Origin of the sequence: Candidatus Epulonipiscium sp. (assembly GCA_012519205.1) — a bacterium.
Taxonomy (GTDB): domain Bacteria; phylum Bacillota; class Clostridia; order Lachnospirales; family Defluviitaleaceae; genus JAAYQR01.
Genome location: JAAYQR010000017.1, coordinates 1 through 24,895 on the forward strand (window position 1 = coordinate 1; position 24,895 = coordinate 24,895).

Annotated in this window: 19 protein-coding genes, 1 tRNA gene and 1 rRNA gene; 16 read left to right on the forward strand and 5 right to left on the reverse strand. The window is 34.6% G+C overall.

The features are described 5' to 3' along the window. Positions 1–17 precede the first annotated feature (17 nt). From rrf to glgB, 4 genes are all read left to right on the forward strand, one after another. A 5S ribosomal RNA gene (gene rrf, locus GX308_05220) occupies positions 18–135 on the forward strand. A gap of 4 nt (positions 136–139) precedes the next feature. Then, positions 140–210 (forward strand) — tRNA-Gly (locus GX308_05225). A 139-nt stretch (positions 211–349) separates the two neighbouring features. Next, positions 350–1,963 carry a response regulator gene (locus GX308_05230; protein ID NLK21476.1) on the forward strand — a complete coding sequence of 538 codons (1,614 nt, stop codon included), beginning with the start codon at positions 350–352 and terminating at the stop codon, positions 1,961–1,963. A 261-nt stretch (positions 1,964–2,224) separates the two neighbouring features. Beyond that, entirely contained in the window at positions 2,225–4,438 is a 2,214-nt protein-coding gene (gene glgB, locus GX308_05235) for a 1,4-alpha-glucan branching protein GlgB (GenBank protein NLK21477.1), read from the forward strand. A 56-nt stretch (positions 4,439–4,494) separates the two neighbouring features. Here glgB and GX308_05240 read toward each other — a convergent pair whose 3' ends face one another. Next, positions 4,495–4,755 (reverse strand): DUF1294 domain-containing protein, encoded by a 261-nt coding sequence (locus GX308_05240; protein NLK21478.1) that lies wholly within the window; start codon positions 4,753–4,755, stop codon positions 4,495–4,497. A gap of 283 nt (positions 4,756–5,038) precedes the next feature. Between GX308_05240 and GX308_05245 the strand changes: the two genes are divergently transcribed. Further along, positions 5,039–5,605 carry a hypothetical protein gene (locus GX308_05245; protein ID NLK21479.1) on the forward strand — a complete coding sequence of 189 codons (567 nt, stop codon included), beginning with the start codon at positions 5,039–5,041 and terminating at the stop codon, positions 5,603–5,605. 6 nt (positions 5,606–5,611) lie between these two features. On the opposite strand, the gene argH is transcribed toward GX308_05245, so the two are convergent. Then, a complete protein-coding gene (gene argH, locus GX308_05250; protein ID NLK21480.1) occupies positions 5,612–6,997 on the reverse strand; it encodes an argininosuccinate lyase in 1,386 nt (461 codons plus the stop codon). A gap of 33 nt (positions 6,998–7,030) precedes the next feature. Then, positions 7,031–8,236: an argininosuccinate synthase gene (locus GX308_05255; protein NLK21481.1), complete on the reverse strand. Its 1,206-nt coding sequence runs from the start codon at positions 8,234–8,236 to the stop codon at positions 7,031–7,033. A 165-nt stretch (positions 8,237–8,401) separates the two neighbouring features. Here GX308_05255 and argJ point away from each other — a divergent pair, with 165 nt between their 5' ends. Continuing rightward, the gene (gene argJ / locus GX308_05260; GenBank protein NLK21482.1) at positions 8,402–9,622 is read left to right on the forward strand and encodes a bifunctional ornithine acetyltransferase/N-acetylglutamate synthase; all 1,221 of its coding nucleotides are present in this window, start codon (positions 8,402–8,404) and stop codon (positions 9,620–9,622) included. Between the two features lie 12 nt (positions 9,623–9,634). Continuing rightward, complete coding sequence (argB, locus tag GX308_05265) at positions 9,635–10,495, forward strand: acetylglutamate kinase (protein ID NLK21483.1); 861 nt, start codon at positions 9,635–9,637, stop codon at positions 10,493–10,495. Between the two features lie 44 nt (positions 10,496–10,539). Here the strand turns inward: argB and GX308_05270 are convergent, their stop codons facing one another. Beyond that, positions 10,540–10,713, reverse strand: a complete 174-nt coding sequence (locus tag GX308_05270) for a hypothetical protein (GenBank protein NLK21484.1) — start codon at positions 10,711–10,713, stop codon at positions 10,540–10,542. A gap of 110 nt (positions 10,714–10,823) precedes the next feature. On the opposite strand from GX308_05270, the gene GX308_05275 reads away from it, so the two are divergent. Further along, on the forward strand, positions 10,824–11,744 hold the full coding sequence (locus tag GX308_05275) for a cation transporter (protein ID NLK21485.1): 921 nt from the start codon (positions 10,824–10,826) through the stop codon (positions 11,742–11,744). A 94-nt stretch (positions 11,745–11,838) separates the two neighbouring features. Beyond that, positions 11,839–13,350 carry a LysM peptidoglycan-binding domain-containing protein gene (locus tag GX308_05280; GenBank protein ID NLK21486.1) on the forward strand — a complete coding sequence of 504 codons (1,512 nt, stop codon included), beginning with the start codon at positions 11,839–11,841 and terminating at the stop codon, positions 13,348–13,350. A gap of 40 nt (positions 13,351–13,390) precedes the next feature. On the opposite strand, the gene GX308_05285 is transcribed toward GX308_05280, so the two are convergent. Further along, entirely contained in the window at positions 13,391–14,827 is a 1,437-nt protein-coding gene (locus GX308_05285; GenBank protein NLK21487.1) for a hypothetical protein, read from the reverse strand. Between the two features lie 182 nt (positions 14,828–15,009). Here GX308_05285 and GX308_05290 point away from each other — a divergent pair, with 182 nt between their 5' ends. The 7 genes from GX308_05290 to GX308_05320 all read left to right on the forward strand — a co-directional run bounded on the left by GX308_05290 (position 15,010) and on the right by GX308_05320 (position 24,870). Then, positions 15,010–15,861, forward strand: a complete 852-nt coding sequence (locus GX308_05290; GenBank protein NLK21488.1) for an EamA family transporter — start codon at positions 15,010–15,012, stop codon at positions 15,859–15,861. A 215-nt stretch (positions 15,862–16,076) separates the two neighbouring features. Further along, entirely contained in the window at positions 16,077–17,267 is a 1,191-nt protein-coding gene (locus tag GX308_05295; GenBank protein NLK21489.1) for an aspartate aminotransferase family protein, read from the forward strand. A gap of 1 nt (position 17,268) precedes the next feature. Further along, entirely contained in the window at positions 17,269–18,348 is a 1,080-nt protein-coding gene (carA, locus tag GX308_05300; GenBank protein ID NLK21490.1) for a glutamine-hydrolyzing carbamoyl-phosphate synthase small subunit, read from the forward strand. Beyond that, positions 18,332–21,526: a carbamoyl-phosphate synthase large subunit gene (carB, locus tag GX308_05305; protein NLK21491.1), complete on the forward strand. Its 3,195-nt coding sequence runs from the start codon at positions 18,332–18,334 to the stop codon at positions 21,524–21,526. The genes carA and carB overlap by 17 nt, the downstream gene beginning before the upstream one ends. A 22-nt stretch (positions 21,527–21,548) precedes the next feature. Further along, a complete protein-coding gene (gene argF, locus GX308_05310; protein NLK21492.1) occupies positions 21,549–22,484 on the forward strand; it encodes an ornithine carbamoyltransferase in 936 nt (311 codons plus the stop codon). A gap of 129 nt (positions 22,485–22,613) precedes the next feature. Next, positions 22,614–23,696: a 3-phosphoserine/phosphohydroxythreonine transaminase gene (gene serC / locus GX308_05315; GenBank protein ID NLK21493.1), complete on the forward strand. Its 1,083-nt coding sequence runs from the start codon at positions 22,614–22,616 to the stop codon at positions 23,694–23,696. 10 nt (positions 23,697–23,706) lie between these two features. Then, complete coding sequence (locus GX308_05320; GenBank protein NLK21494.1) at positions 23,707–24,870, forward strand: phosphoglycerate dehydrogenase; 1,164 nt, start codon at positions 23,707–23,709, stop codon at positions 24,868–24,870. Positions 24,871–24,895: the final 25 nt, after the last annotated feature.

A 24,895-nucleotide genomic window follows, 5' to 3' on the forward strand; every position in this document is an offset into this window, starting at 1 on the left:
CATCTGATATCTAACTTTTCGGTAGTGATTCGTCTATGGGAAACACCCATACCCATACCGAACATGACGGTTAAGCCATAAACGGCCGATGGTACTTGGTGGGAGACTACCTGGGAGAGTAGGTGGCTGCCAAATTTATGCGGGTGTAGTTCAATGGTAGAACACCAGCCTTCCAAGCTGGGTACGTGGGTTCGATTCCCATCACCCGCTTACAATTCAATTAAAATAAAGGACTTCCAAATTTTTTGGGAGTCTTTTATTTTAATTAGGAAATATATTAATCATTAATGAATAAATAACCATGTTTATCCGATAAATATAATAAGGAGCAAAATTATAGGGGGTAAATATGATAAGGATAATGTTAGTTGATAAGGAAGGTTATAACAGGAAGAAGCTATCACAAATAATCGTCTCAGCTAAATTAGGCTTTAATATGTCAAAAGAGGCTGCTTCGGGGAAAGAAGCCTTGGATATATTAGAAAAAAACAATATTGATTTGATTATTTCTGATATAAGGCTTCCGGATATCAACGGTTATCAGTTGTTTCAACTCGTAAAGGAAAACTATCCTAGAACTAAAATGATTTTATACTCTTCTTATAATGAATATGAATATGTTCAAAAAGCTTTAGAAGAAGGGTTAATTGATTATGTCTTTAAGCCTGTAAAGGAACAAGAATTAAAAAGAAGTCTTATTAGGGCAAAAAGAGTTTTTGATGAACTTTTTAAGCAATATGAAGAACAAAGCAGAATATTAACTAAGCTCGATGAATCACTTCCTGTTTTCCAAGATAGATTCTTAATAAATCTTATGCACGGCCATTTAGACAAGGAAGGGGAGATACAAGGTACCTTTGAGTATTTTAATATTATGATAATACCTGGATATACGGTAATGGTATTAAAAATTGATTATTATGATAAACTTTCTTTAATAATGGAAGAGAAAGATAAACATGTACTTATTTTTTCTATTTTATATAATGTACAGTCTATCTTAGAAGAGTGCAAAAATGGGGTTGCTTTTATTAATAGGCATGATGAAATAACAGTATTACTGGGAAATCGGTTGTCAATAGACCAATCCATTGAGATAGGAGAAAATATCAGAAAAATAGTGGAAACTAAGCAAAAGATAACTGTTACTGTAGGAATAGGAAAAATGTATAGCGAAGCTAGAAAAATCAATATTTCCTATAAACAGGCTAAAGCTGCTATTAGATATAATTTTTATTTGGGGTGTAATTCGGTTATCCATATTAATTATGTAGAGCCTAATAATAAAATCACATACGAATACCCTTTAAAAAAAGAAGAGTTGCTCGTTTATGAAACTGTAATTGGAAATGAAAAAAGGGCCATAGAGCTTTCAAAAGAATTATATGGAGTTCTAAGAAATAGTCAACCTCTTCCTGAGAAATTACTACCCAAAATTATATTGGATATCCTTGTATCCATAAACCGTTATGCTAGCGAACAAGGTATTAATATGGAAAGGTTTTTCGCGAGACATTTTTCTATGAGGGAAATAATTAAAAGAGAGGATTTAGATGAAGGGTTTTCATATTTTATTGATATCTTAACATCCATATGTAAACATATCAATAAAGAAAGAAAAGTGAAAGAGGAACATATAATAACTAAAGCACAGGAGTATGTAAGTAAACATCTAGCAGAGAATATATCCCTAAATAAGGTGGCAGCTAGGGTTCAAACAACACCAGAAAATTTAAGTGTTTTATTTGCAAAGAAAGGACATCGTTCTTTTTACGACTATTGTACAAAACTTCGAATTGATTATGCTAAGGAACTCATGGTAAAAACAGATTTTGATGATAATTTGATAGCTGTTAAAATAGGATATAATGACAAGAATTATTATAGAAAGATATTTGAACAAATGGAAAGAATAACTCCTGATGACTTTCGAAATCAGATAGCCTTTAAGAAAGAAAGTTGATATCAAATATTATTAAACAACTTAAAAACTGAGGAAACTCAGTTTTTTTGGAGGATTTATAGATCAAAACAATATACAATAAAGGTTTAATATGATATGATTATTTTTAAATGATTTAATTGTGAATATAAATTGGAAAGCCATAAGCGACATGGTGTTTATTGTATATTAAAGAGAATTATGGTAAAATGAATAAGGATATATTGAACATTAAAAATATATTGAAAGGGGGAACCGCAGTCTTAGACTGTGGTATAGATAATGAAAACAACGGTAAATAGGATAGAATTATATGAAATTATAAATTCAGAGCATAGAAACCCGCATAATATTTTAGGAATCCATGAGGTTGTAATTGATGGGAAAAAGGTTACGGTTATACGGGCATTCGTTCCCCAGGCATACAAGATAGAAATTATAAACGGGAAAAGCCTAGATACAAAACACAATATGATTAAGGTCCATGAGGATGGGTTTTTCGAAGCTACTATAGATACAAAGGCAGATAAATTTAAGTACAAATTACATATTACGGATTATGAAGGAAACTCATGGATTTCTTATGATCCCTATTCATTTGAGCCTATTCTATCTGATTTAGATAAATATCTTTTTGGACAAGGTACTCACTACAAAATATATGAAAAATTAGGAGCCCATCCTATGGAGATAAATGGGGTCAGCGGAACATTATTTGCCCTTTGGGCACCCAATGCAAAAAGAGTGAGTGTTATTGGGGATTTTAATGGTTGGGATGGCAGAAGGCATCCAATGCGATGTTTAGAAAACAGTGGTATATGGGAATTGTTTATTCCGGGGGTAATTCATGGGGATATCTATAAATATGAAATCAAGACAAGGGAAGATTATGTTATAAAGAAAACAGACCCTTATGGTAACTACGCAGAAATCCGCCCTAATACCGCCTCGATAGTTTATGACATAAATAACTTTACTTGGAATGATAAAGCGTGGATGGATAAAAGAAGGAAAACAAATCCATTGAACCAACCTATATCTATATATGAAGTTCATTTGGGTTCTTGGATGAGGGTGATAGAAGAAGGCAATAGGTATTTAACTTATAGAGAGCTTGCTCATAAGCTGGTTGATTACGTAAAAGAAATGGGATATACCCATATTGAGCTTATGCCAGTCGCAGAGCATCCCTTTGATGGCTCCTGGGGATATCAGGTAACGGGATATTATGCCCCAACTAGTAGATTTGGTACTCCAGAAGATTTTATGTATTTTGTGGATTATTGTCATATTAATGGTATTGGTGTTTTATTAGATTGGGTTCCTGCCCATTTTCCTAAGGATGCCCATGGCTTGGCTAAATTTGACGGTACTGCCCTTTACGAACATTCAGATCCAAAACAGGGAGAACATCCTGATTGGGGCACCCTGATTTTTAATTTCGGCCGTTATGAAGTTAAATTATTTTTGATTGCAAATGCTCTCTTTTGGCTTGAAAAATATCATATAGACGGATTAAGGGTAGATGCTGTGGCTTCTATGCTTTATTTGGATTATGGCAAAACTGATGGTAACTGGATTCCAAATCAATTTGGCGGTCGTGAAAACTTGGAGGCAGTAGAATTTTTTAAGCATCTCAATTCGATTATTTATAAGGATTATCCAGGTATTATGATGATTGCAGAAGAATCTACAGCTTGGGCTAATGTATCAAGGCCTACCGATATAGGGGGATTGGGTTTTGGATTGAAGTGGAATATGGGATGGATGAATGATTTTCTAAGATATGTTTCTAAGGATCCCATCCATAGAAAACACCATCACAATGATTTAACTTTTGGACTTATATATGCATATACTGAGAATTTTATTTTGGTTCTTTCTCATGATGAGGTAGTTCACGGTAAGGGCTCTATGATTAATAAAATGCCTGGGGATTATTGGCAAAAGTTTGCTAATCTCAGAGTATCCTATGGATTCATGTATGGCCATCCAGGGAAAAAACTCCTATTTATGGGTGGGGAATTTGCCCAATTTGAAGAATGGAGTGAGGATAAAAGCCTTGATTGGCATTTGCTCCAATTCGATAAGCATAAAGAAATGCAAGAATACATCAAGGACTTAAACAACTTATATAATAAAGAGAGTGCTTTTTGGGAATATGATTTTAGTAGTGATGGTTTCGAATGGATCAATGGATTTGATGCCAATGCCAGTATGGTTTCATTTATTAGAAAAGGGAAAAATACTAAAGATACTCTGGTTTTTGTATGTAACTTTACCCCCGTACCTCATTATAAACATAGAATAGGTGTGCCTCAGAAAGGGAAATATAAAGAGATTTTTAATAGCGATTTTTCTAAATATGGGGGAAGTAATGTATTAAATAAAGAAAACATGGTATCAGATGTTAGGGAATGGGATGGAAGGGAACACAGTATCGAACTAAGGGTTCCCCCTTTAGGAATGACTATTTTAAAGAAAATAGAAGATTAATATTTTTAAATAAAAAAGCTGTTCACCTATTTAGGTGAACAGCTTATACAATTAAGCTAGTATGCAGTATAAATATATATGATGATGCTTAATTGAACAATTCCCAATAGGGGGACTAGTATATTAAACTTTAATTTTTTAGTCTTATGATTGAAGGTATACATGGCGATAAATGCCCCCAAGGGCCCAAAGAGTGACGAAAAAATAAGGGTTTTTTCTGAAATCCTCCATTCTTTTTTTTCAGCTTTAGTTTTATCTATTCCAAATATAATGTAAGATATAAAATTGGTTATCAATAAGGCAATAAAAAAATCCATTTTTAATCCCCTTTATTTGATATTTTTTGACAAGGTTCTTATTCTAATGTAATTATACATACTTGTTTTTTATATTACAACATATTTATGATACAATAGTGAAAAACGATTAGAAAGAGGGGTCGAAATAACTATAGATAAAAAATGGTGTGAAGAAATAAAAGAAGAGGAAGTAGGTATAAACATCCATAATGAAGGTTCCTTACATAGTCAGATTAAACGCTGGTATTCAAAAGAAAATGATAGATTTGAGGTAAAGGTAGAAAATTATATAATTGATATAATGAGGGGTAGAAAATTAATTGAGATTCAAACAGCAAACTTTGGAGCGATTAAAAATAAAATTAAAAACCTATGTACAAATTACCCTGTAAGGCTGGTTTACCCAATATATGAAGAAAAATGGATTTTAACTGTAGATGAAAATGGAAGAATATTAAGGAAAAGAAAATCGCCTAAAAAAGGAACCATATTTGATTTGTTCAATGAATTAATCCGCTGCCCCTGGTTGATTAACGAAAAAAATTTTTCCCTAGAAGTTTTATTTATTAAAGCAGAGGAAATAAGATGTCAAGATGGAAAAGGAAGCTGGAGAAGAAAGGGATTAAGTATTAAGGATAGGAAGCTATTAGATGTAAATCATTCCATCATTTTTAATAATAAAGAGGATTTTTTACCTCTTATCCACAAAGATATTCCACAACCTTTTACCAATAGAATGTTTTCGCAGTATCTAGATATTACTATTTCACAAGCCACTAGAGCAACTTATTGTTTTAAGAAAATGAAATGTATAAAAGAAGTAGGTAAAAAGGGAAATGCTATACTTTATAGTAAAGACCCCTTCTAAGATATCTTAGAAGGGGTCTTTACTATAAATGAATTTTTGAGCTTTATCTATATGTTTAAGCATCATTTCCCTAGAAGGTCCTCCGATAATATTTCGTTTGTTTACACATTCCTCTAAGGAAATGGCTTCAAATATATCTTTGTCAAAAACAGGGGAAATATTTTTATATTCTTCTAGACTCAGTTTTTCTAGGGCAGTTTTATTTTGGATGCAATATAAGACTAGTTTACCGACAACTTCATGGGCATCCCTAAAAGGTAGTCCTTTTTTAACAAGGTAATCGGCAGCATCCGTAGCATTTGTGAAGCCGCCACCGGCAGCACTATACATATTGTCTTTTAATATAGTCATGGTTTTTATCATAGATGTAAAGACGGGAAGGCACATTTTTATAGTATCAATAGCATCAAAAACCGCTTCCTTGTCTTCCTGCATATCTTTATTATATGCTAAAGGAAGAGATTTCATAGTAGTAAGAAGGCCCACTAGATTTCCGTATACCCGTCCTGTCTTGCCGCGGACCAATTCGGCAATATCAGGATTTTTCTTTTGGGGCATAATGCTGCTACCGGTAGAATAGGCATCATCTAACTCAATAAAATGGAATTCATGAGAACTCCAAAGGATGATTTCCTCAGAAAAACGACTAAGATGCATCATTATTAAGGAAATCCCATTTAATAATTCGACGCAAAAGTCTCTATCTGAAACCCCATCTAAACTATTGTATGTAACATCAGCAAACCCCAGTTCTTTTGCAACAAAGTATCTGTCAAGGGGGTAAGTAGTTGCCGCTAGAGCTCCGGAACCTAGGGGCAGGATATTTGTTCTATTATAAGTATCGTCTAGCCTTTCGTAATCTCTTTTTAACATTTCGAAATAAGCCATCAGATGATGGGCTAGGGTAATGGGCTGGGCCCTTTGAAGATGGGTATATCCCGGCATAATGGTTTCAATATGTATTGTAGCTATATCAACTAAAACCTTTTGGAGATTTAAAATCATATTTTGAATCTCTTTTATTTCATCCTTTACATACATTCGCATATCCAAGGCAACTTGATCATTTCTACTTCTCCCGGTATGAAGTTTTTTCCCGATGTCCCCAATCCTTGATATAAGGATTTTTTCTATGTTCATATGAATATCTTCAGCTTCAATATCAAACTCTATTTTTCCATCTTCAATATCCTTAAGTATGTTTTTTAATTCGGATTTGATTATTTCTGAATCCCCTAGGGGAATGACGTTTTGTTTTCCAAGCATAGAAACATGGGCTATGCTTCCTAGGATATCTTGTTTATATAACCTTTGATCAAAGGAAATGGAGGAGTTAAAGTCATCTGTCATCGTATTGGTTGCCTTATTAAACCTGCCGCCCCATAATTTCATTTTGTCACATCCTTTTATCTAGAGTATTAAAGATTAAATGTTTTTTTGTTTCATCATAGCCCTTACCTTGGAAGGAAGTCCATATAGGTTAATGAATCCTTCTGCATCTTTATGATCGTATAATTCGCCGGTAGTGAAGCTTGCAATAGATTCATTGTATAAGGAGTAGGGTGAGGTTGTTCCAGCAGGAATAATATTTCCTTTATATAGTTTTAATTTAACCTTGCCTGTTACCGTTTCCTGTGTAGAATCTACAAATGCAGCCAGTGCTTCGCGAAGGGGTGTAAACCATTCCCCGCTATAAACAAGGTCTGCATATTTTAATGCCACCTGTTGCTTGTAAGCGTAGGTTTGATGATCTAAACATAGATGTTCTAGCTCTTCGTGGGCGGCATATAGAATCACTCCACCGGGGGTTTCATACACGCCCCTTGATTTCATCCCAACTACGCGGTTTTCCACGATATCGGATACACCAATACCATTTTTTCCACCAATTTTATTAAGTTTAAACATCATATCAATAGGTGATAAGGTTTCCCCATTTAGTTTTACAGGAATCCCCTTTTCAAAGTCTAATTCTAGATAGGTAGGTTCATCAGGAGCCTGCTCCGGGGAAACGCCTAACTTGAGCAATTTATCGTAATCAGGCTCATGGTTCGGGTCTTCAAGCTCTAGACCTTCATGGCTTAGATGCCACATATTTTTATCACGGCTATAGCTTTCTTCCCTTGTCATTGGAACCTCTATGCCTCTTTTTTCAAGGTATTCTATTTCATCTTCTCGGGATTGGATATCCCATATTCTCCAAGGAGCAATGATTTTAAGTTGAGGAGCTAATGCTTTTATTGCTAGCTCAAAACGAACCTGGTCATTCCCTTTACCTGTGCAGCCATGGCAAATAGCTTCAGCTCCTTCTTCTAGTGCAATTTCAACGAATCTTTTTGCAATAAGGGGTCTTGCTATAGAAGTACCAAGATAGTATTTGGATTCATATACAGCCCCTGCTTTAACCATTGGGAAAACAAAGTCTTCCATAAATTCTTCTTTTACATCTTCAATATAGAGTTTGCTTGCCCCATTTTTTAAAGCCTTTTCTTCCATGCCGTCTAATTCTTTTCCTTGACCTACATCTACGCATACGGCGATTACTTCATAATCATAATTTTCTTTTAACCAATGTAGGATAACAGTTGTATCTAATCCACCGGAATATGCAAGAATAACTTTTTTACTCATAACAAAGCCTCCTATTTAATTAATGAATTTTTAATAATTATACACATTTTATATGATTTATGCAAGAGTATTTTAAAAAATACTTGCATAAACTTTCAGTGTAATGTATAATTATTAACATCATATTTGAAAAATGCATAACAAATTTTCTAAGGAGTGGTGATTATGCAAATAATTGATGGAGGAGTTACAAGCCCTAAAGGATTTAAGGCCGCAGGGAATTATATAGGAGTAAAAAAGAAGCGGAAGGATTTGTCAATAGTATATAGTGAACTTCCTGCAAAAGGAGCGGCTACTTTTACAACTAATGTAGTAAAAGCTGCCCCCGTAATCTGGAATCAAAGGATTATTAATAGTAAGGGAAACATACAAGCCATAGTTGTTAATAGTGGCAATGCTAATGCCTGCACAGGGGAACAAGGAATGATAGATACTAATTCTATGGCACAAACCACAGCAAACTGTCTAAACTTAAAAAAGGAAGAGGTTTTAGTTGCTTCAACTGGGGTCATCGGTGTGCCCCTACCGATGGATATTATTCATCCCGGGATTGAAAAAACAGTAACTATGTTAGCTTCATCTAGGGAAGCTTCTATGGAGGCCGCAGAGGCTATTATGACTACTGATACATTTTCAAAGGAAATCGCGGTAACTTTTAGTCTAGGGGATAAAATAGTCACTATTGCAGGCATGGCTAAAGGCTCGGGAATGATTCATCCTAATATGGCAACAATGCTTTCTTTTATAACTATGGATTTAAATATTTCTGGGGAGCTTTTGCAAAAGGCCCTAAGTGAAAGTATTGTAGATTCTTATAATATGATTTCCGTCGACGGAGATACCAGTACCAATGATATGGTTTTAGTCTTAGCTAATGGAGCCGCAGGAAATGACATTATAGATAAGGAAAACAGGGAGTATGAAATTTTTAAGAAAGTCTTTAATTATGTTAATACTTACTTAGCACAGCAGATAGTAAGGGATGGTGAAGGAGCGGGAAAATTTTTAGAGGTAAGTGTAAAGGGAGCAAAAACTAAAGAGGATGCCCGTATTCTTTCAAAATCAATTATAACTTCTAATCTAGTAAAAACCGCATTCTTTGGGGAAGATGCCAACTGGGGAAGGATTCTTTGTGCCATGGGCTATTCAGGGGTCAAATTCGACACCGGCAAGGTAACTATTCAGTTTGTTTCAGAAGGTGGAGATATTACATTAATTAAAGAGGGTATACCTTTGAAATTCAATGAAGAATTGGCTTTTGAAATTCTGCATGAAAAGGATATTAAAATTATAGCCTTCCTAGGAGAAGGCAACCAAGAAGCCACTGCTTGGGGATGTGATTTAAGTTATGAATATGTTCGCATTAATGGAGATTATAGAACGTAGGAAGGTGCTAAAATGAAAGAATGTATTGAAAAGGCAAAGGTATTGATAGAGGCTCTGCCCTATATAAAAGAGTTTTATGGTAAAACAGTTGTTATCAAATATGGCGGCAGTGCAATGATTGATGAAAAAATAAAAGAGACAGTGATGCAAGATATCATTTTAATGAAGCTCGTAGGAATAAACCCAGTAATCGTTCATGGAGGTGGGCCAGAAATAAATAATGCCCTAAAACAAATGGGCAAGCAATCCGAGTTTATAAATGGTCTTAGGATTACGGATAAGGAAACCATGGAAATAGTAGAAATGGTTTTATCAGGGAAAGTTAATAAAAATATAGTAAGCCATATCCAAAATCAGGGGATTAATGCTGTGGGGATTAGTGGTAAAGATGGGGCTACTTTAGAGTCTGAAAAAAGATTAGTTGATGATAAAGATGTGGGATTTGTAGGGGAAATTATTAATGTTAATACGAAGCTTATAACAACCTTAATACAGACAGACTTTATACCTGTAATCGCCCCAATTGGAATTGATAAAGAAGGAAATTCCTATAATATCAATGCCGATTATGCGGCAGTAGCTGTGGCAGGAGCCTTAAAAGCGCAAAAACTTGTATTTTTAACAGATGTAGAAGGAGTATTAAAGGATGTATCGGATAGTTCTAGTATTATATCTAGCCTCCTTGTAAGGGATGTAGATGAATATATTAAAGATGGCATCATCTCAGGGGGAATGATTCCTAAGGTGGAATGTTGTGTGGAAGGAGTAAAGAAAGGAGTAAAAACAGTACATATACTAGATGGCCGGGTTCAGCATTGTCTTCTTCTTGAAGTTTTCACCCAAAGAGGGGTAGGGACCATGATAGAGGAATAACCCAATCCTACTTTTATTAAAAAAGGACGAATATTCGTCCTTTTTTAAGTTTCATTTTTAGATGACAAGAAGCAGTTCATTTTAGTAAAATCGTCAGGGGTATCTTGAGGTGTGTTAGTTTTACTTGAATTATCCTTGGATGTTAGTTTGTCTCGAACTTGTTTGTTGCTGTTTATTGTTTTGTTAATATTTTCAGGAAAAAACTTCATCTCAGGCATAAAAATCCTCCACATATTATACAATGGTTTATTTTCAGTTGATGTATTATAATATATCCATATGTAGAGAAAATATTAGAAAGAATTTTATTATTAAGAGGAGCCCATAAATGAAAACAAGAGAAAAAGAAATCAAAAGAGCTTCATGGATTGGAATTATCGGTAACGGTATATTGGCGGTATTAAAAATATCATTTGGCCTTGTAGGGGGAAGTATGGCATTAGTGGGGGATGGGATTGACTCCTCCACAGATGTTGTTACTAGTTTTATAATATTATTTGCCGCAAAGATAATGTCAAAGCCACCGGATAGGGAACACCCCTATGGACATCATAGGGCAGAGACCATCGCAACTACTATACTTGCATTTGTGATATTTTTTGCGGGGGCACAATTATTTATTAGCAGTGTATCTAATATGTTGGTTAAAAAAGAAACGGATATACCTTCAAGTATTTCAATATATATAGTGGTAATATCCATTATTGGTAAAATGTTTTTAGCATTTTATCAGAAAAAGGCTGGGGTAAAGACCCAAAGTTCAATGCTTATTGCCAATGGCAAGAATATGCGCAATGATATCATTATTTCCAGTGGTGTACTTATTGGATTGGTATTTACATTTATACTTGGATTGCCTATTTTTGACTCTATCGCTGCGTTTATCATAAGTTTATGGATTATAAAAGCATCCTACGATATTGTTATAGAAACAAATATGGAGCTAATGGATGGTGTGCAGGACACGACCATATATCAAGATATATTTAAAGCCATTGAATATATAAAAGAAGCCTATAATCCTCATCGAACAAGGGTAAGGAAACTATCTAATCTTTATATTATCGATACGGATATTGAAGTAGATGGGAACCTTAATGTATCAGAAGCTCATAAGATTGCCATGGCCGTAGAAAAAAGCATAAAAGAAAACGTACAGGATGTTTATGATGTCATAGTCCACGTGGAACCCTTAGGAAATGTGGAGCATAATGAAAGTTTTGGGCTAACGGAAGATATGTTAGACTAAAACGGGAGGATAAGGAAATATTACATATAAAACACAATTATAATTCTTATAGAATATAATACCATGAGATTATAATTGTGGGAGTTGATTATATATGTTAAGATTTCCCAAGACCATTTATACAGTAAGACCTGGGGATTCACTTTACCAAATTGCGAGAATGTACGGCCTTAGTGTGCAGGAAATAATAAATATAAATGGAATTGTAGGAAACACCATTTATCCAGGACAAAGATTAATAATCCCCATAGGGATTTATAGTGTACAGTCAGGGGATAGCCTTTATAAGTTGGCACAAAAATTTAATACAACCATAGAAAGTTTTATGGTTTTAAATAATCTAACCAGTACTTTCCTTAGGATAGGCCAAAGATTACAGGTTCCGCAATACTCTGAAGCCACCATAAATGTGGATATGGCAAATATAAGAAAAGGACCAGGAACCAATTTTCCTATTATAACAGTCATGGTAAGGGGAGCAAAATTGCCTGTCAGTAATTCTAGTGGCAACTGGTATGAAGTAGAATTATTCGATGGCACGAGGGGATGGATATCAAAAAGCATTGTTGAATTTAATGTTTATGGTTCCAATTTACCTATAACAACCATCTTAGGTTTTTATACCCTAGAAGAAGGGCCTACTCTGCCTAGTTCCTATGAATCTTTTATTAATAATACGGGAGAAATATCGGAACTTGGATTATTTATGTTTAGGATAGATGCTAATAACCCGACAGAAATTGAAAAGTTTGGGGAATTTACTAATGAGTATGCAGAAAACTTAGTTAGAATTGCCCATGAAAACAATATTAAAATACTTCCAGTAATTCATAATTTACTTTATAGAAGGGGAGATGTGACTGTATCTAAGGATACAGTAAAAGCAATGGTTGCAACTCCACAAACTAGAGCAGCATTTATACAAAATGTTGTCGAATTAATTGAGGGCTATGGTTTTGATGGAGTAAATATGGATATCGAGGATGTGTATTTAGAGGATAGTACAAGATTGTCTGCATTTTATACAGAATTGGGGCGGGCATTACATCAAAGAGGCTATTTTCTTTCTGCCTCCGTGCCTTCAAGAGTAAGTGATAGGCCATTTAATCCATTCTCCGATCCTTTTCAGTATGCCCCTATTGGAGCAGCTGTGGACGAATTTGTTGTTATGCTATATAATGAACACGGCTGGCCAGGTAGTGGACCCGGGCCCGTTGTCTCAATAGGATGGATGGATAGAGTCCTAAAATATACCATGACAAAAATGCCAAGGGATAAAACAGTGGCGGCTGTATCTGTATTCGGTTTTGATTTTAACCTTACAACAGGAAGGAATACCTATGTTACCCACTCGATGGCTGTAAATAGGGCAAGGCAGTACAATGCAGAGATAATATTTGATGAGGCAACCCAAACCCCTATGTACTCATATACCGATGCCCAGGGGAACAAACATGAAGTTTGGTTTGAAGATGATAGAAGTATTAAGGCTAAGGTTCAAAGGGCCTGGGATTTAGGAATCAAAGGCATAGCCCTTTGGAGACTGGGAATGGAAGATCCAAAAATGTGGACCATGTTAAGAAATGAAGTTGTAGTCAGAAAATAAATATTATCATAAAACTAAAAGCCGCTTAATTAAGCGGCTTTTAGTGATGGTGACAATTGCAATTATGTTCTTCATCGAAAAAACCATAGTTATCCATTAAATCTCCAATTTTAATTAAAAGTAGTGCTTTTCTTTCCATGGTAGAACACATTCGAATAGAGGATACTAGGTAATTCATAAACTCTTCTTCATCCATAGCAACGGGAAGGATACTTAAAAAATGCTGCATTCTTGCCTTTCTAAGGGGATTGGGCATGACGGAAAGATTTTTATTTATGAAATCTTCTAATTTTGTTATGTAGGAATTAAGGTTTTTATTCTCTGTAATAGAGGAATTTGCTTTTTTTTCGTAGCTAAAAAGATCCGATAAATCCAAATGCATATAGTACAAAATTAACTCGTAGTTTTCAAGCTGACCTAGTAATTCGGAGCCAAAGTCTAAGTCATTGTCGTATTTACTAAGGAATCCTATGATTTTATCATAATTATCTTGTGACTTTTTTTCAAGAGCCTCTAAATGTTGAGTTAATAATTCCGGTAGTGTTTCTAGCAATATTTCCCTTTCTTGTGGATTTGTTGACCAATCAAGGACGGAATGTACAGATAAGTAGAAGTCTTTATAAGCCACATGTTTAGCATAGAACCCTTCCATACGAATATTTTCTAACATCATTAAAATAGATAGGCAATTATAAATATCAAAGGTTAAAGATAATAAATGCATCATATTTGATAAATTAGTCCCAATATCTTCAGTTTCATCCCAAAGTTTTTGTAACTGGTTCTCTGTAAGGGAAAACATGTCTTTATTTATAATGTCATTTATAGAGGATGCAACCCCGGGTAAAAAGTCCTCATAACCCTCTACACTAGAGCCTATGAACTGCTGTTTGAGTATAGAGAAAAAATACTCTAAAGATTCGTCAGAATAATCCAGTTCAATAAGCTTTATAGATTTTGTAATATAATCAAAGTAATTATCCTTTGTCATTCTGAGGGGAATATGTTTGATAATTTCTTTTATTTTAGTGTTTTTATCTATCTTGTTGCTCTTAAATACAAAATCGTGGCATTCCTGAAAAAACTGGTTGTAATCTAAATCAAAAAGTTCCTCTTTTTTAAACTGCTTAAGTTGATATGCTTCTTCTATTAGGAAAGAAAGGGTATTAAATTCTATGGTATATCCATATGCAATCCTAAACAATTGTGAAATAAGATTTTTATACCTAAGTAAATCCTTAGTCCTATCCACCTTTTGCCCACTGTTTTCTTCCAAAACATCATTTAGATTTAGAAGGGTGTCCTTTAGATATTCAATCATTTCCCCCAGTTCTTTATGGGTATCATCTATGGTTAAAAATAGTGGATTATGATATAATTCTAAGATTGATTTGAAAGATTTAAGAAAAGTTAGGGGTATATTGATTTCCAAAGAATTATTTAATTCGAATTCTAATAAATTAATTGGGTTGCTCAAAAAAATTCTCCTTTCAATAAAAGAATACAAAACTTGACTCTTATTTTAGCATAGAATCTAATGAAGATATAGCCCTAACCAAAAATGTTTTTGGCTCTATGGGGGTATCCCCAAGCTTGTTTTGGTTTAGCTTTTATTATAGGATTAAATAGACTTTATGATTATTTAAGGTGGGATTACAGATGATACAAATAATAATTGCAATGTTAATATGGGGAAGTATAGGGGTCTTTATTCAATATATTCATTTGCCTTCGATAGAAACTGCTTTTTTAAGGGCAGTCATAGCATCGGCATTTTTATTTGTATATACAGTTTATAGTAAAAAAGCACGGCTACATAAAATCAAAGAAAATATTATCCCTTTAGTAGTTGCAGGAATTGCGATGGGATTTAATTGGATTTTTTTATTTCAAGCTTATCATTATACAAGCATTGCCAACTCGACCATGAGTTATTATTTTGCTCCTATCATCATTATACTTTTATCCCCCCTAATATTAAAAGAAAGGCTTACAATCCTAAAAATAATATCAAGCTTAGGAGCATTGATAGGTTTATTTATCATTATGTATTATTCATCGGGAAATACGGTAGAAGGGACTAATGATAAATTGGGGATTATGTATGGCCTTTTAGCTGCTGCTCTATATGCTACGGTTGTATTATTAAGTAAGTACACAAAAGATGTATCAGGTATTGAAATGACCTTAATTGAAATAGCTTCAGCTGCAGTTGTTCTACTTCCCTTCGTATTGATGAGAAATGAACTCCATATCAAAGACATGACCAGTGGCATATTTGTTTTAATTATAGGGATAGTTCATACAGGAATTGCCTACGTCATATACTTTACTGGGGTTAGGCAAATTAATGCCCAAGGGGCAGCCATCCTAAGTTATATAGACCCCTTATCTGCGATAGTTTTTAGCATAGCATTGTTAGGGGAACCACTTAAATTGCCGCAAATAGCAGGAGGCATACTAATCTTCGGATTTACACTTATAGGACAAATATCCAGATCAAAAAAGTAGGGAATTTATTTCCCTGCTTTTCTTGTGGCCACTGATTTAAAATGGTAGAAATTATAATAAGGCTTAAGATATAAGAGGCTTACTTAGACTCTTTTATAATTATACATGGTATTAATATTCAAATGAATAATTACCCTATAATCATTGCATAAAATATCATTTAGATGTATAATTATAAAAATAAGAATAAGTAAAAAGATTAGGGGGAGATAGGTATGTTACAGGATAAATGGGTAGAACGAGGGAAAAATGTGATTATGAATACTTATAACCGTTTTCCGATTACATTAACTGAAGGTAAGGGAGTCTATGCAAAGGATACGAATGGAAAAAGATATTTGGATTTCGTATCCGGAATAGCTGTTAATGCATTAGGATATGGAAATAAAGCCATGGGTGAAGCTTTAGCCAGCCAAGTTAACAAGATGATGCATTGCTCTAACCTTTATTGGAATATCCCTGGAATTGAAGCAGCTGAGATGTTAATTAATAATAGTGTTTTTGATAAAGTATTTTTTTGCAATAGTGGAGCTGAAGCTATAGAAGGTTCACTAAAGTTGGCAAGAAAATATGGAAGAAAGGTCCGTGGAGAAGGGTGCTATGAGATTATAACTATGAAGCAATCCTTTCATGGGAGGACTTTAGGAGCTATTACTGCCACAGGTCAGCCAAAATACCAAAAAGACTTAAACCCTCTTTTAGACGGTGTTTTATATGCTCAGTACAATGACTTCGAATCTATAAAAGAACTAGTAAGTGATAAAACCTGTGCAATACTCCTTGAACCGATTCAAGGGGAAGGGGGAATATACCCAGCCCAAAAAGAATTTTTAGCAAAAATAAGAAAGCTTTGTGATGAAACGGATATTCTCCTTATGTACGATGAGGTTCAGTGTGGTATAGGGCGTACAGGTCACTTATTTGCTTATGAAGCCTATGATATAGCTCCTGATGTAATAGCTTTAGCCAAAGGTTTAGGAGGGGGATTTCCTATAGGAGCTATGATGAGCGTTAAAAAATGTTCTGATACATTTATTCCTGGAGATCATGCTTCAACCTTCGGGGGGAATCATATGGCTACAACTGCGGCAAAGGTAGTTTTAGATACTTTATTAAATGACAATTTATTAGCGAATGTTAAAAAACAAGGGAATTACCTTAAGGAACAACTTAATATTTTAAAGGAAAAATATGATGTTGTTAAAGATATAAGAGGAATTGGGTTAATGCAGGGCATAGAACTATCCATTCCTATAGGAAATCTTATTAAGGCCTGTATGGATAAAGGTCTATTACTTGTCGGGGCTGGTCCCAATGTTATTAGATTTGTTCCACCCCTGATTATAGAAGAAGAGGATATAAAAAAAGCAATACTCATATTAGAAGAGGCTATAAGGGAGGTATAGTATGAAGGCAAACATACTATTAGAAGATGGAACAATCCTTACCGGTCAGGCATTTGGTGATAATAAAACTGTATTTGGGGAGATTGTTTTTAATACATCTATGACAGGATATCAAGAAACTCTCACAGATCCTTCTTATGCAGGGCAGATTTTAGTTATGGCATATCCCTTAATAGGCAATTATGGAGTGAATATAGAGGATGTAGAATCAGATAGGATACAGGTAGGAGGCTTAATTGTTAAAGAATACTCTAGGTATGAAAGTAATTGGAAGAGTCAAGGGAAGTTGTCTAATTATCTAAAAAATCATGGGGTATTTGCTATCTCAGGTATTGATACAAGGATGCTGACCAAAAAAATCAGAAATCAAGGAGTTATGAAATGTGTTTTAACAACTAAAGAAATTACGCAAGATTTAAAAGGACAATTAGAAAAATACACCCCCCCAAACAATCTAGTAGCCAATATTTCAACAAAGGAAATAAAAGAAGTAAAAGGAGAGGGAAAACATATAGGAATAGTGGACCTAGGGCTAAAAAAGGGGATGGTCAAACAAGTACAAAACATGGGATGTTCGGTTACTATTTTTCCTTGGGATATTACTTATACGAAATTACTTTCCTATAATCTCGATGCACTCTTATTTTCAAATGGTCCGGGCAACCCTAAAGATATAAAAAATACAATTTATACTGCAGAAAAGCTAATAGGAAAGTTGCCATTATTTGGCATATGCCTAGGTAATCAAGTCCTAGCTTTAGCACTAGGGGGAGATACCTATAAAATGAAATTCGGGCATAGGGGGGCAAACTACCCTGTGCTGGATTTGAGGACCAACAAGGTTATGATTACTTCTCAAAGCCATGGCTATACCGTAAGTGATAAGGACAATAAGGAATTAGAAATCACCCATATTAACGTTAATGATTTTACTGTAGAAGGTTTTTGTAATAACAAGTTAAATATTCATGCAGTGCAGTTCCAGCCAGAAGCGGGTCCGGGGCCCAATGATGCCAGTATACTCTTTAGAGAATGGATAAATTTACTCGATAAGGGGGAAGAAGATGCCCAAGAATATTGAACTTAAAAAAGTAATGGTAATTGGTTCAGGTCCAATTATAATAGGTCAGGCTGCAGAATTTGATTACGCAGGAACCCAGGCCTGTAAGGCATTAAAAGAAGAAAACATAAAGGTTATATTAGTAAATAGTAATCCCGCCACAATTATGACCGATGAGAATATGGCAGATAAAGTATATATACAACCTTTAGATGTAGAAGCATTTTCTTATATAATAAAAAAAGAAAGACCGGATGGACTTCTTCCTACATTAGGCGGTCAGACAGGATTAAATCTTGCGGTGGAACTAAAAGAGGCAGGAATATTGGATCAATACAGTGTAAAATTATTGGGGACTTCCTTAGAAGCAATTCAAAACGCAGAGGATAGGAAGAAGTTCAAAAAATTAATGACAAAAATCAATGAGCCTATTCCTAAAAGCAAGATTGTATCTTCTATGGAAGAAGGGATTGAATTTGCTAAGGAAATAGGATTCCCTATTATTGTAAGACCTGCATATACCCTAGGTGGAACCGGTGGTGGAATCGCCAATACTATAGAGGAACTAGAAAAAATACTTCATAGCGGCTTGATTTATAGTAGAATTCATCAGGTGCTCTTAGAACAAAGCGTTGCTGGTTGGAAGGAAATCGAATACGAAGTTTTGAGGGATAGCAATGATACTTGTATTATTATATGTAATATGGAAAATCTTGATCCCGTAGGGATACACACAGGAGATAGTATTGTTGTTGCCCCTTCTCAGACCCTAAGAAAAGAAGAAGTATATATGCTTAAAAATTCTGCTATCAAAATAATAAGGGCCCTTAAAATAGAGGGAGGATGTAATGTGCAATTTGCTCTTAATCCCCTTAGCATGGAATATGTAGTCATAGAAGTTAATCCTAGGGTAAGTCGTTCTTCGGCTCTAGCTTCTAAGGCTTCTGGATATCCTATTGCAAAGATCTCTGCAAAGATAGCTATTGGGCTACATCTTCATGAGATACCAAATTATGTTACAGGTAAAACCAAGGCCTCTTTTGAACCTGCCATGGATTATATAGTAACTAAGATTCCAAAATGGCCCTTTGATAAATTTGGATATGCCGATAGATTGTTGGGAACCCAAATGAAAGCAACAGGGGAAGTTATGGCCATTGATAGGAATTTTGAAAGTTCGTTTTTAAAAGCAGTGATTTCCCTTGAAGGAAAAGGTACGGGTCTAAGAAAAAAAGGTTTAAGTTCAAAAACCGACTTTGAAATTCTAAACAAACTCAGCATAGCTGACGATCAGAGGATTTTTGTAGTGGCTGAAGCCTTAAGAAGAGATATGGGTATAGATATTGTTTACAATATTACTAAGATTGATAAATGGTTTTTATATAAGATAAATCATATAGTCGAAATTGAAAAAAGACTTCAAAATGAACCTTTTACTGTAGAGTTATTAAAAGAAGCAGAAGAAATGGGTTTTACCGATATCGAGATTCAGGATTTATCCAAACAGCCTCTTTCCATGTTGGATACCTTAAGAAGAGCCCACAATATGTATCCGGTTTATAAAATGGTAGACACTTGTGGAGGGGAATTTGAATCTAATACCCCTTACTATTATTCCACCTACGAACAGGAAGACGAAAATATAATAAGCAAAAAAGAAAAAATTATTGTTATAGGTTCGGGGCCCATTAGAATAGGACAGGGTATCGAATTTGACTATTGTTCCGTTCATGCAGTTTGGGGAATAGAAGAGGCAGGATATCAATCAATAATTATTAACAATAATCCAGAAACCGTAAGTACAGATTTTGATACGGCAGGGAAACTTTATTTTGAACCCCTATTTATCGAGGATGTATATAACGTTATAAGAAAAGAAATGCCAAAGGGTGTTATTGTTCAATTTGGGGGGCAAACAGCAATCAATCTAGCCCCCAAATTATTAAAACGGGGGGTACAAATACTAGGTACTTCTGTAGACTCTATTGACGTGGCAGAAGATAGAAAATTATTTGAACAGCTACTTCGGGAACTAGATATTCCTCAACCTAAGGGCTATGCTGTAATCAATATGGAAGAAGCAATAAAAGTAGCAAAAAAGATTGGATATCCCGTGTTAGTAAGGCCTTCCTATGTTATTGGAGGAAGGGCAATGCAGGTGGTATATTCCGAAAGCGAGTTAAGAGGATATGTAAAAGAAGCAGCCTCCCTCTCAACGGAACACCCTATTTTAATAGATGAATATATAGAAGGAAAAGAAGTAGAAGTTGATGCGATTTCTGATAGAGAAGATATATTAATACCGGGTATTATGGAACATGTTGAAAGAACGGGGGTTCATTCAGGGGATAGCATTTGTGTCTACCCACCTCAGAATCTTTCACAAAATATAATCAAGATCATAACCCAATATACTAAAAAAATAGCTAAGGCATTGCAAGTAATAGGACTTATGAACATTCAGTTTGTCGTAAAAGATGAAAAAGTATATGTAATAGAAGTTAATCCGAGGGCCTCAAGGACTGTACCCATCTTAAGCAAGGCAACAAAAATCCCTATGGTAAATGTTGCAGTAAAAGTTATCTTAGGAGAAAGATTAAAGGAACTTGGATTTGGAGTAGGATTATATAAAAATAATAATCTTGTAGCTGTAAAGGCTCCTGTATTTTCATTTCAAAAACTCAATAATGTTGATGTGGCCTTAACTCCAGAGATGAAGTCCACAGGTGAAGTTTTGGGAGTAGATTCTAGTTATGAAAAGGCCTTGATAAAGGCATTCAAAGGGGCAGGTTATACCTTCCCAGATGGGGGGAATGTATTCGTATCTCTAAATGAGAAGGATAAAAAAGAGGCATTTGAAATTTTAGAAACCTTAAAAGGATTGGGATTTGAGCTTGCAGGAAGTGAAGGGACAGCAAGGTATTTCTCAGAGAAAGGGTTAAAAATAAAAGTCCTTTCACTGAATAAATTTGATGAAATTTATAATGCAATGAAAAACAAAACTATAACTATGGTCATTAACACACCTACATTAGGTAAAAATCCAAATAAAAATGGATTCAAGATTAGAAATGCTGCCCAACAAATAAATATCCCTTGTTTTACATCCTTAGATACGGTAGGAGCATATATTAAGGCTTATAAAACATATAATGAAAAACAGTTCCTAACATATGAAACAATGAATTATTACATATAAAGATAGGAGGATTTCTATGGGAATGAACTTAAGAGGGAGAAGTCTTTTAACCCTAAAGGACCTTACCCCTGCAGAAATAAAATATTTATTAGATTTAGCAGAGGATTTAAAAAGAAAAAAACGAATGGGCATACAAGGAAATCTTTTAAAAGGTAAAAATATTGCCCTCATTTTTGAAAAGCCTTCTACACGAACAAGATGTGCTTTTACAATAGGTTGTATTGATGAAGGGGCCCATCCTGAATATTTAGGAAAAGATGATATTCAATTAGGCCATAAGGAATCTGTAGAAGATACGGCAAGGGTATTGGGTAGACTGTTTGATGGAATACAGTTTAGAGGATTTGAACAAAAAACTGTGGAAAAACTTGCAAAATACAGTGGAGTACCAGTTTGGAATGGTTTAACCGATAGGTATCATCCTACACAAATTCTTGCGGATTTTTTAACTGTTAAAGAGAAATTTGGATATTTAAAAGGAATTCGTTTTGTATATGTTGGAGATGGGAGAAATAATATGGGAAACAGTTTAATGATAGGCGCATCTAAAATGGGTATGGATTTTGTCATAGCCGCACCAAAAAGCCTATGGCCTGAAGAGTTGCTTATTGAAGAATGCAAAGACTTTGCAAAGGAATCTGGAGGTAAAATCACCATTACAGAAGATGTTGATTTTGCTGTATTAGGGGCCGATGTTATTTATACCGATGTTTGGTGTTCCATGGGTGAAGAAGAAAAGGGAAAGGAACGCATTGAGCTATTAAAGCCTTACCAAGTCAATGGGACATTGATGAATAAAACTAAAAAAGAAGAAACATTATTTATGCATTGTCTTCCAGCAGTTAAAGGTAATGAGGTAACTGAAGAAGTGTTTGAGGGAAAGGCTTCAGTAGTTTTTGATGAAGCGGAAAATAGAATGCACACCATTAAAGCGGTTATGGTTGCCACATTGGCTTAGCATAATTGGAAAATTATAATTAATAATACATTGACGAATTTTATGTTTTTAGATATAATTTTTAGAAAAGATTGTTAGCAAAATATCAAGTAATTTTGTAAAAACATCTTCAATATTAGGAGGGGTAAAATGAATAGAGTGTTTAATTTTTCAGCAGGGCCTTCAATGTTGCCTTTAGAAGCTTTAAAAAGGGCACAGGAGGAATTGGTTTGTTATAAAGATGCAGGAATGTCAGTAATGGAAATGAGCCACCGTTCAAAAGCTTATGAAGCTATTATTAATGAAGCTGAAGCGGTACTTAGGGATATTATGAACATTCCTCAAAATTACAAGGTTCTGTTCTTGCAGGGGGGAGCTTCTAGTCAATTTGCCATGGTTCCCCTAAATCTTTTTAGGAAGAGTAAAAAAGCAGATTATGTAAATACAGGGATGTGGTCTAAGAAAGCTATAGCTGAAGCAAAAAGATATGGAACTATAAATGTAGTTGCAACTTCTGAAGATTCAACCTTTAATTATATTCCAGAGTTAGATAAAAATACTTTTTCACTGGATGCAGATTATTTTTACATAACAACCAATAATACAATTTATGGAACAAGGTATACTGACTTACCTGATACAGGAAATATTCCTTTGGTTGCAGATATGTCATCAAATATTTTATCAGAAGTATACGATATAAATAAATTTGGAATAATTTTTGCAGGAGCACAAAAGAACATGGGACCTGCAGGTCTTACTGTTGTTATTATTCGTGAGGATTTAATTGGTCATGCTATGGATATTACTCCTACCATGTTCAATTATCAAACCCATGCGGATAATGCTTCAATGTTTAATACACCGCCTACATATAGTATTTATATTGCAAAACTGGTTTTTGAGTGGGTTAAAGCAATGGGCGGCGTATCAGCTATGGAAAAAATAAATGAAGAAAAAGCTGGACTTATTTATGAGTTACTAGATAATTCTAACTTTTACAGAGGAACAGTTGTTCCTAAGGACCGCTCCTTAATGAATATACCTTTTGTAACCCATTCCGATGAATTAGATGCAAAATTTGTAAAAGAGGCTACTAAAAAAGGTTTAGTTAATTTAAAAGGTCATAGAAGTGTTGGAGGAATGCGTGCAAGTATTTATAATGCTATGCCCATAGAAGGAGTTAAGGCTTTAGTTGATTTTATGAAAACATTTGAAATGGAAAATCGATAGGGGGAGCAAGATGTTTAAAATAAAGACTTTAAATAATATAGCAGAAGTGGGGTTAGAACTGTTACCTAAGGATACCTATGAAGTTTCTACCGAGGGTAATAACCCTGATGGGATTTTAGTTAGAAGTGCTAAAATGCATGATATGGAATTACCTGCTTCACTTAAAGCAATAGCAAGGGCAGGGGCAGGGGTTAATAATATTCCTGTGGATATTTGCTCAGAAAAAGGCATAGTTGTATTTAATACTCCAGGAGCTAACGCCAATGGAGTTAAGGAATTAGCATTAGCGGGGCTTCTTATTTCATCTAGGAAGATTGTTGATGGGATTAATTGGACCAAAAGTTTAAAGGGCAAAAACGATGAAGTACCCAAGTTAGTGGAAAAGGGCAAGGGAGGATTTGCAGGTCCCGAATTATTAGGTAAAAAGTTAGGAGTAATAGGTTTAGGAGCTATTGGGGTATTAGTAGCCAATGCGGCAAAATCCCTGGGAATGGATGTGCAAGGATATGACCCATATATTTCTATAGATGCAGCATGGGGGTTATCTAGGTCAGTCCATAGAGCTTGCAGTCTTGATACTTTACTCTCTGAGTGTGATTACATTACAATTCATGTACCTTTAATGGATGCAACAAAATATATGCTTAATAAAGAAACTTTTGCTCTTATGAAAAGGGGAGTAAGACTCTTAAATTTCTCTAGAGGAGAATTGGTTAATAATGCTGATTTAAAAGAAGCTATTAAGGAAGGTATAGTATCTTGCTATGTTACGGATTTCCCATCAGAAGATTTGATAGACATAGAGAATATTATCACTATTCCTCACCTAGGAGCTTCCACTCCAGAATCTGAAGATAACTGCGCAATTATGGCGGCGAAACAGATGAAAAATTATCTAGAACATGGAAACATTAAAAATTCGGTTAATTTCCCAGATTGTGAAATGCCCCGATCAACTAATAATCGTACGGTTGTAGCCCATAAAAATGTTCCCAATATGGTAGGACAGGTGACTACTACCCTTGCAAATGCTGGGGTAAATATTATGGACATGATGAATAAGAGTAAAAAAGATTGGGCGTATACTATGATTGATTCTGATAAAAAGGTATCAGATGAAATTGTAGAAAAATTAAAAGCAATAAATGGAATTCTTTCTGTTAGAACATTATAAAATATAATAGTAACTATAAAAAACA

Excerpts from the sequence above, each read along its gene's own strand:
- carA (NLK21490.1), top strand. The coding sequence starts at position 17,269 with ATGAAGGCAAACATACTATTAGAAGATGGAACAATCCTTACCGGTCAG.
- GX308_05280 (NLK21486.1), top strand. The coding sequence starts at position 11,839 with ATGTTAAGATTTCCCAAGACCATTTATACAGTAAGACCTGGGGATTCA.
- argJ (NLK21482.1), top strand. The coding sequence starts at position 8,402 with ATGCAAATAATTGATGGAGGAGTTACAAGCCCTAAAGGATTTAAGGCC.
- carB (NLK21491.1), top strand. The coding sequence starts at position 18,332 with ATGCCCAAGAATATTGAACTTAAAAAAGTAATGGTAATTGGTTCAGGT.
- GX308_05270 (NLK21484.1), bottom strand. The coding sequence starts at position 10,713 with ATGCCTGAGATGAAGTTTTTTCCTGAAAATATTAACAAAACAATAAAC.
- GX308_05290 (NLK21488.1), top strand. The coding sequence starts at position 15,010 with ATGATACAAATAATAATTGCAATGTTAATATGGGGAAGTATAGGGGTC.
- argF (NLK21492.1), top strand. The coding sequence starts at position 21,549 with ATGAACTTAAGAGGGAGAAGTCTTTTAACCCTAAAGGACCTTACCCCT.
- glgB (NLK21477.1), top strand. The coding sequence starts at position 2,225 with ATGAAAACAACGGTAAATAGGATAGAATTATATGAAATTATAAATTCA.
- argB (NLK21483.1), top strand. The coding sequence starts at position 9,635 with ATGAAAGAATGTATTGAAAAGGCAAAGGTATTGATAGAGGCTCTGCCC.
- GX308_05245 (NLK21479.1), top strand. The coding sequence starts at position 5,039 with ATGAGGGGTAGAAAATTAATTGAGATTCAAACAGCAAACTTTGGAGCG.
- GX308_05255 (NLK21481.1), bottom strand. The coding sequence starts at position 8,236 with ATGAGTAAAAAAGTTATTCTTGCATATTCCGGTGGATTAGATACAACT.
- GX308_05275 (NLK21485.1), top strand. The coding sequence starts at position 10,824 with ATGAAAACAAGAGAAAAAGAAATCAAAAGAGCTTCATGGATTGGAATT.
- GX308_05240 (NLK21478.1), bottom strand. The coding sequence starts at position 4,755 with ATGGATTTTTTTATTGCCTTATTGATAACCAATTTTATATCTTACATT.
- serC (NLK21493.1), top strand. The coding sequence starts at position 22,614 with ATGAATAGAGTGTTTAATTTTTCAGCAGGGCCTTCAATGTTGCCTTTA.
- argH (NLK21480.1), bottom strand. The coding sequence starts at position 6,997 with ATGAAATTATGGGGCGGCAGGTTTAATAAGGCAACCAATACGATGACA.
- GX308_05295 (NLK21489.1), top strand. The coding sequence starts at position 16,077 with ATGTTACAGGATAAATGGGTAGAACGAGGGAAAAATGTGATTATGAAT.
- GX308_05230 (NLK21476.1), top strand. The coding sequence starts at position 350 with ATGATAAGGATAATGTTAGTTGATAAGGAAGGTTATAACAGGAAGAAG.
- GX308_05320 (NLK21494.1), top strand. The coding sequence starts at position 23,707 with ATGTTTAAAATAAAGACTTTAAATAATATAGCAGAAGTGGGGTTAGAA.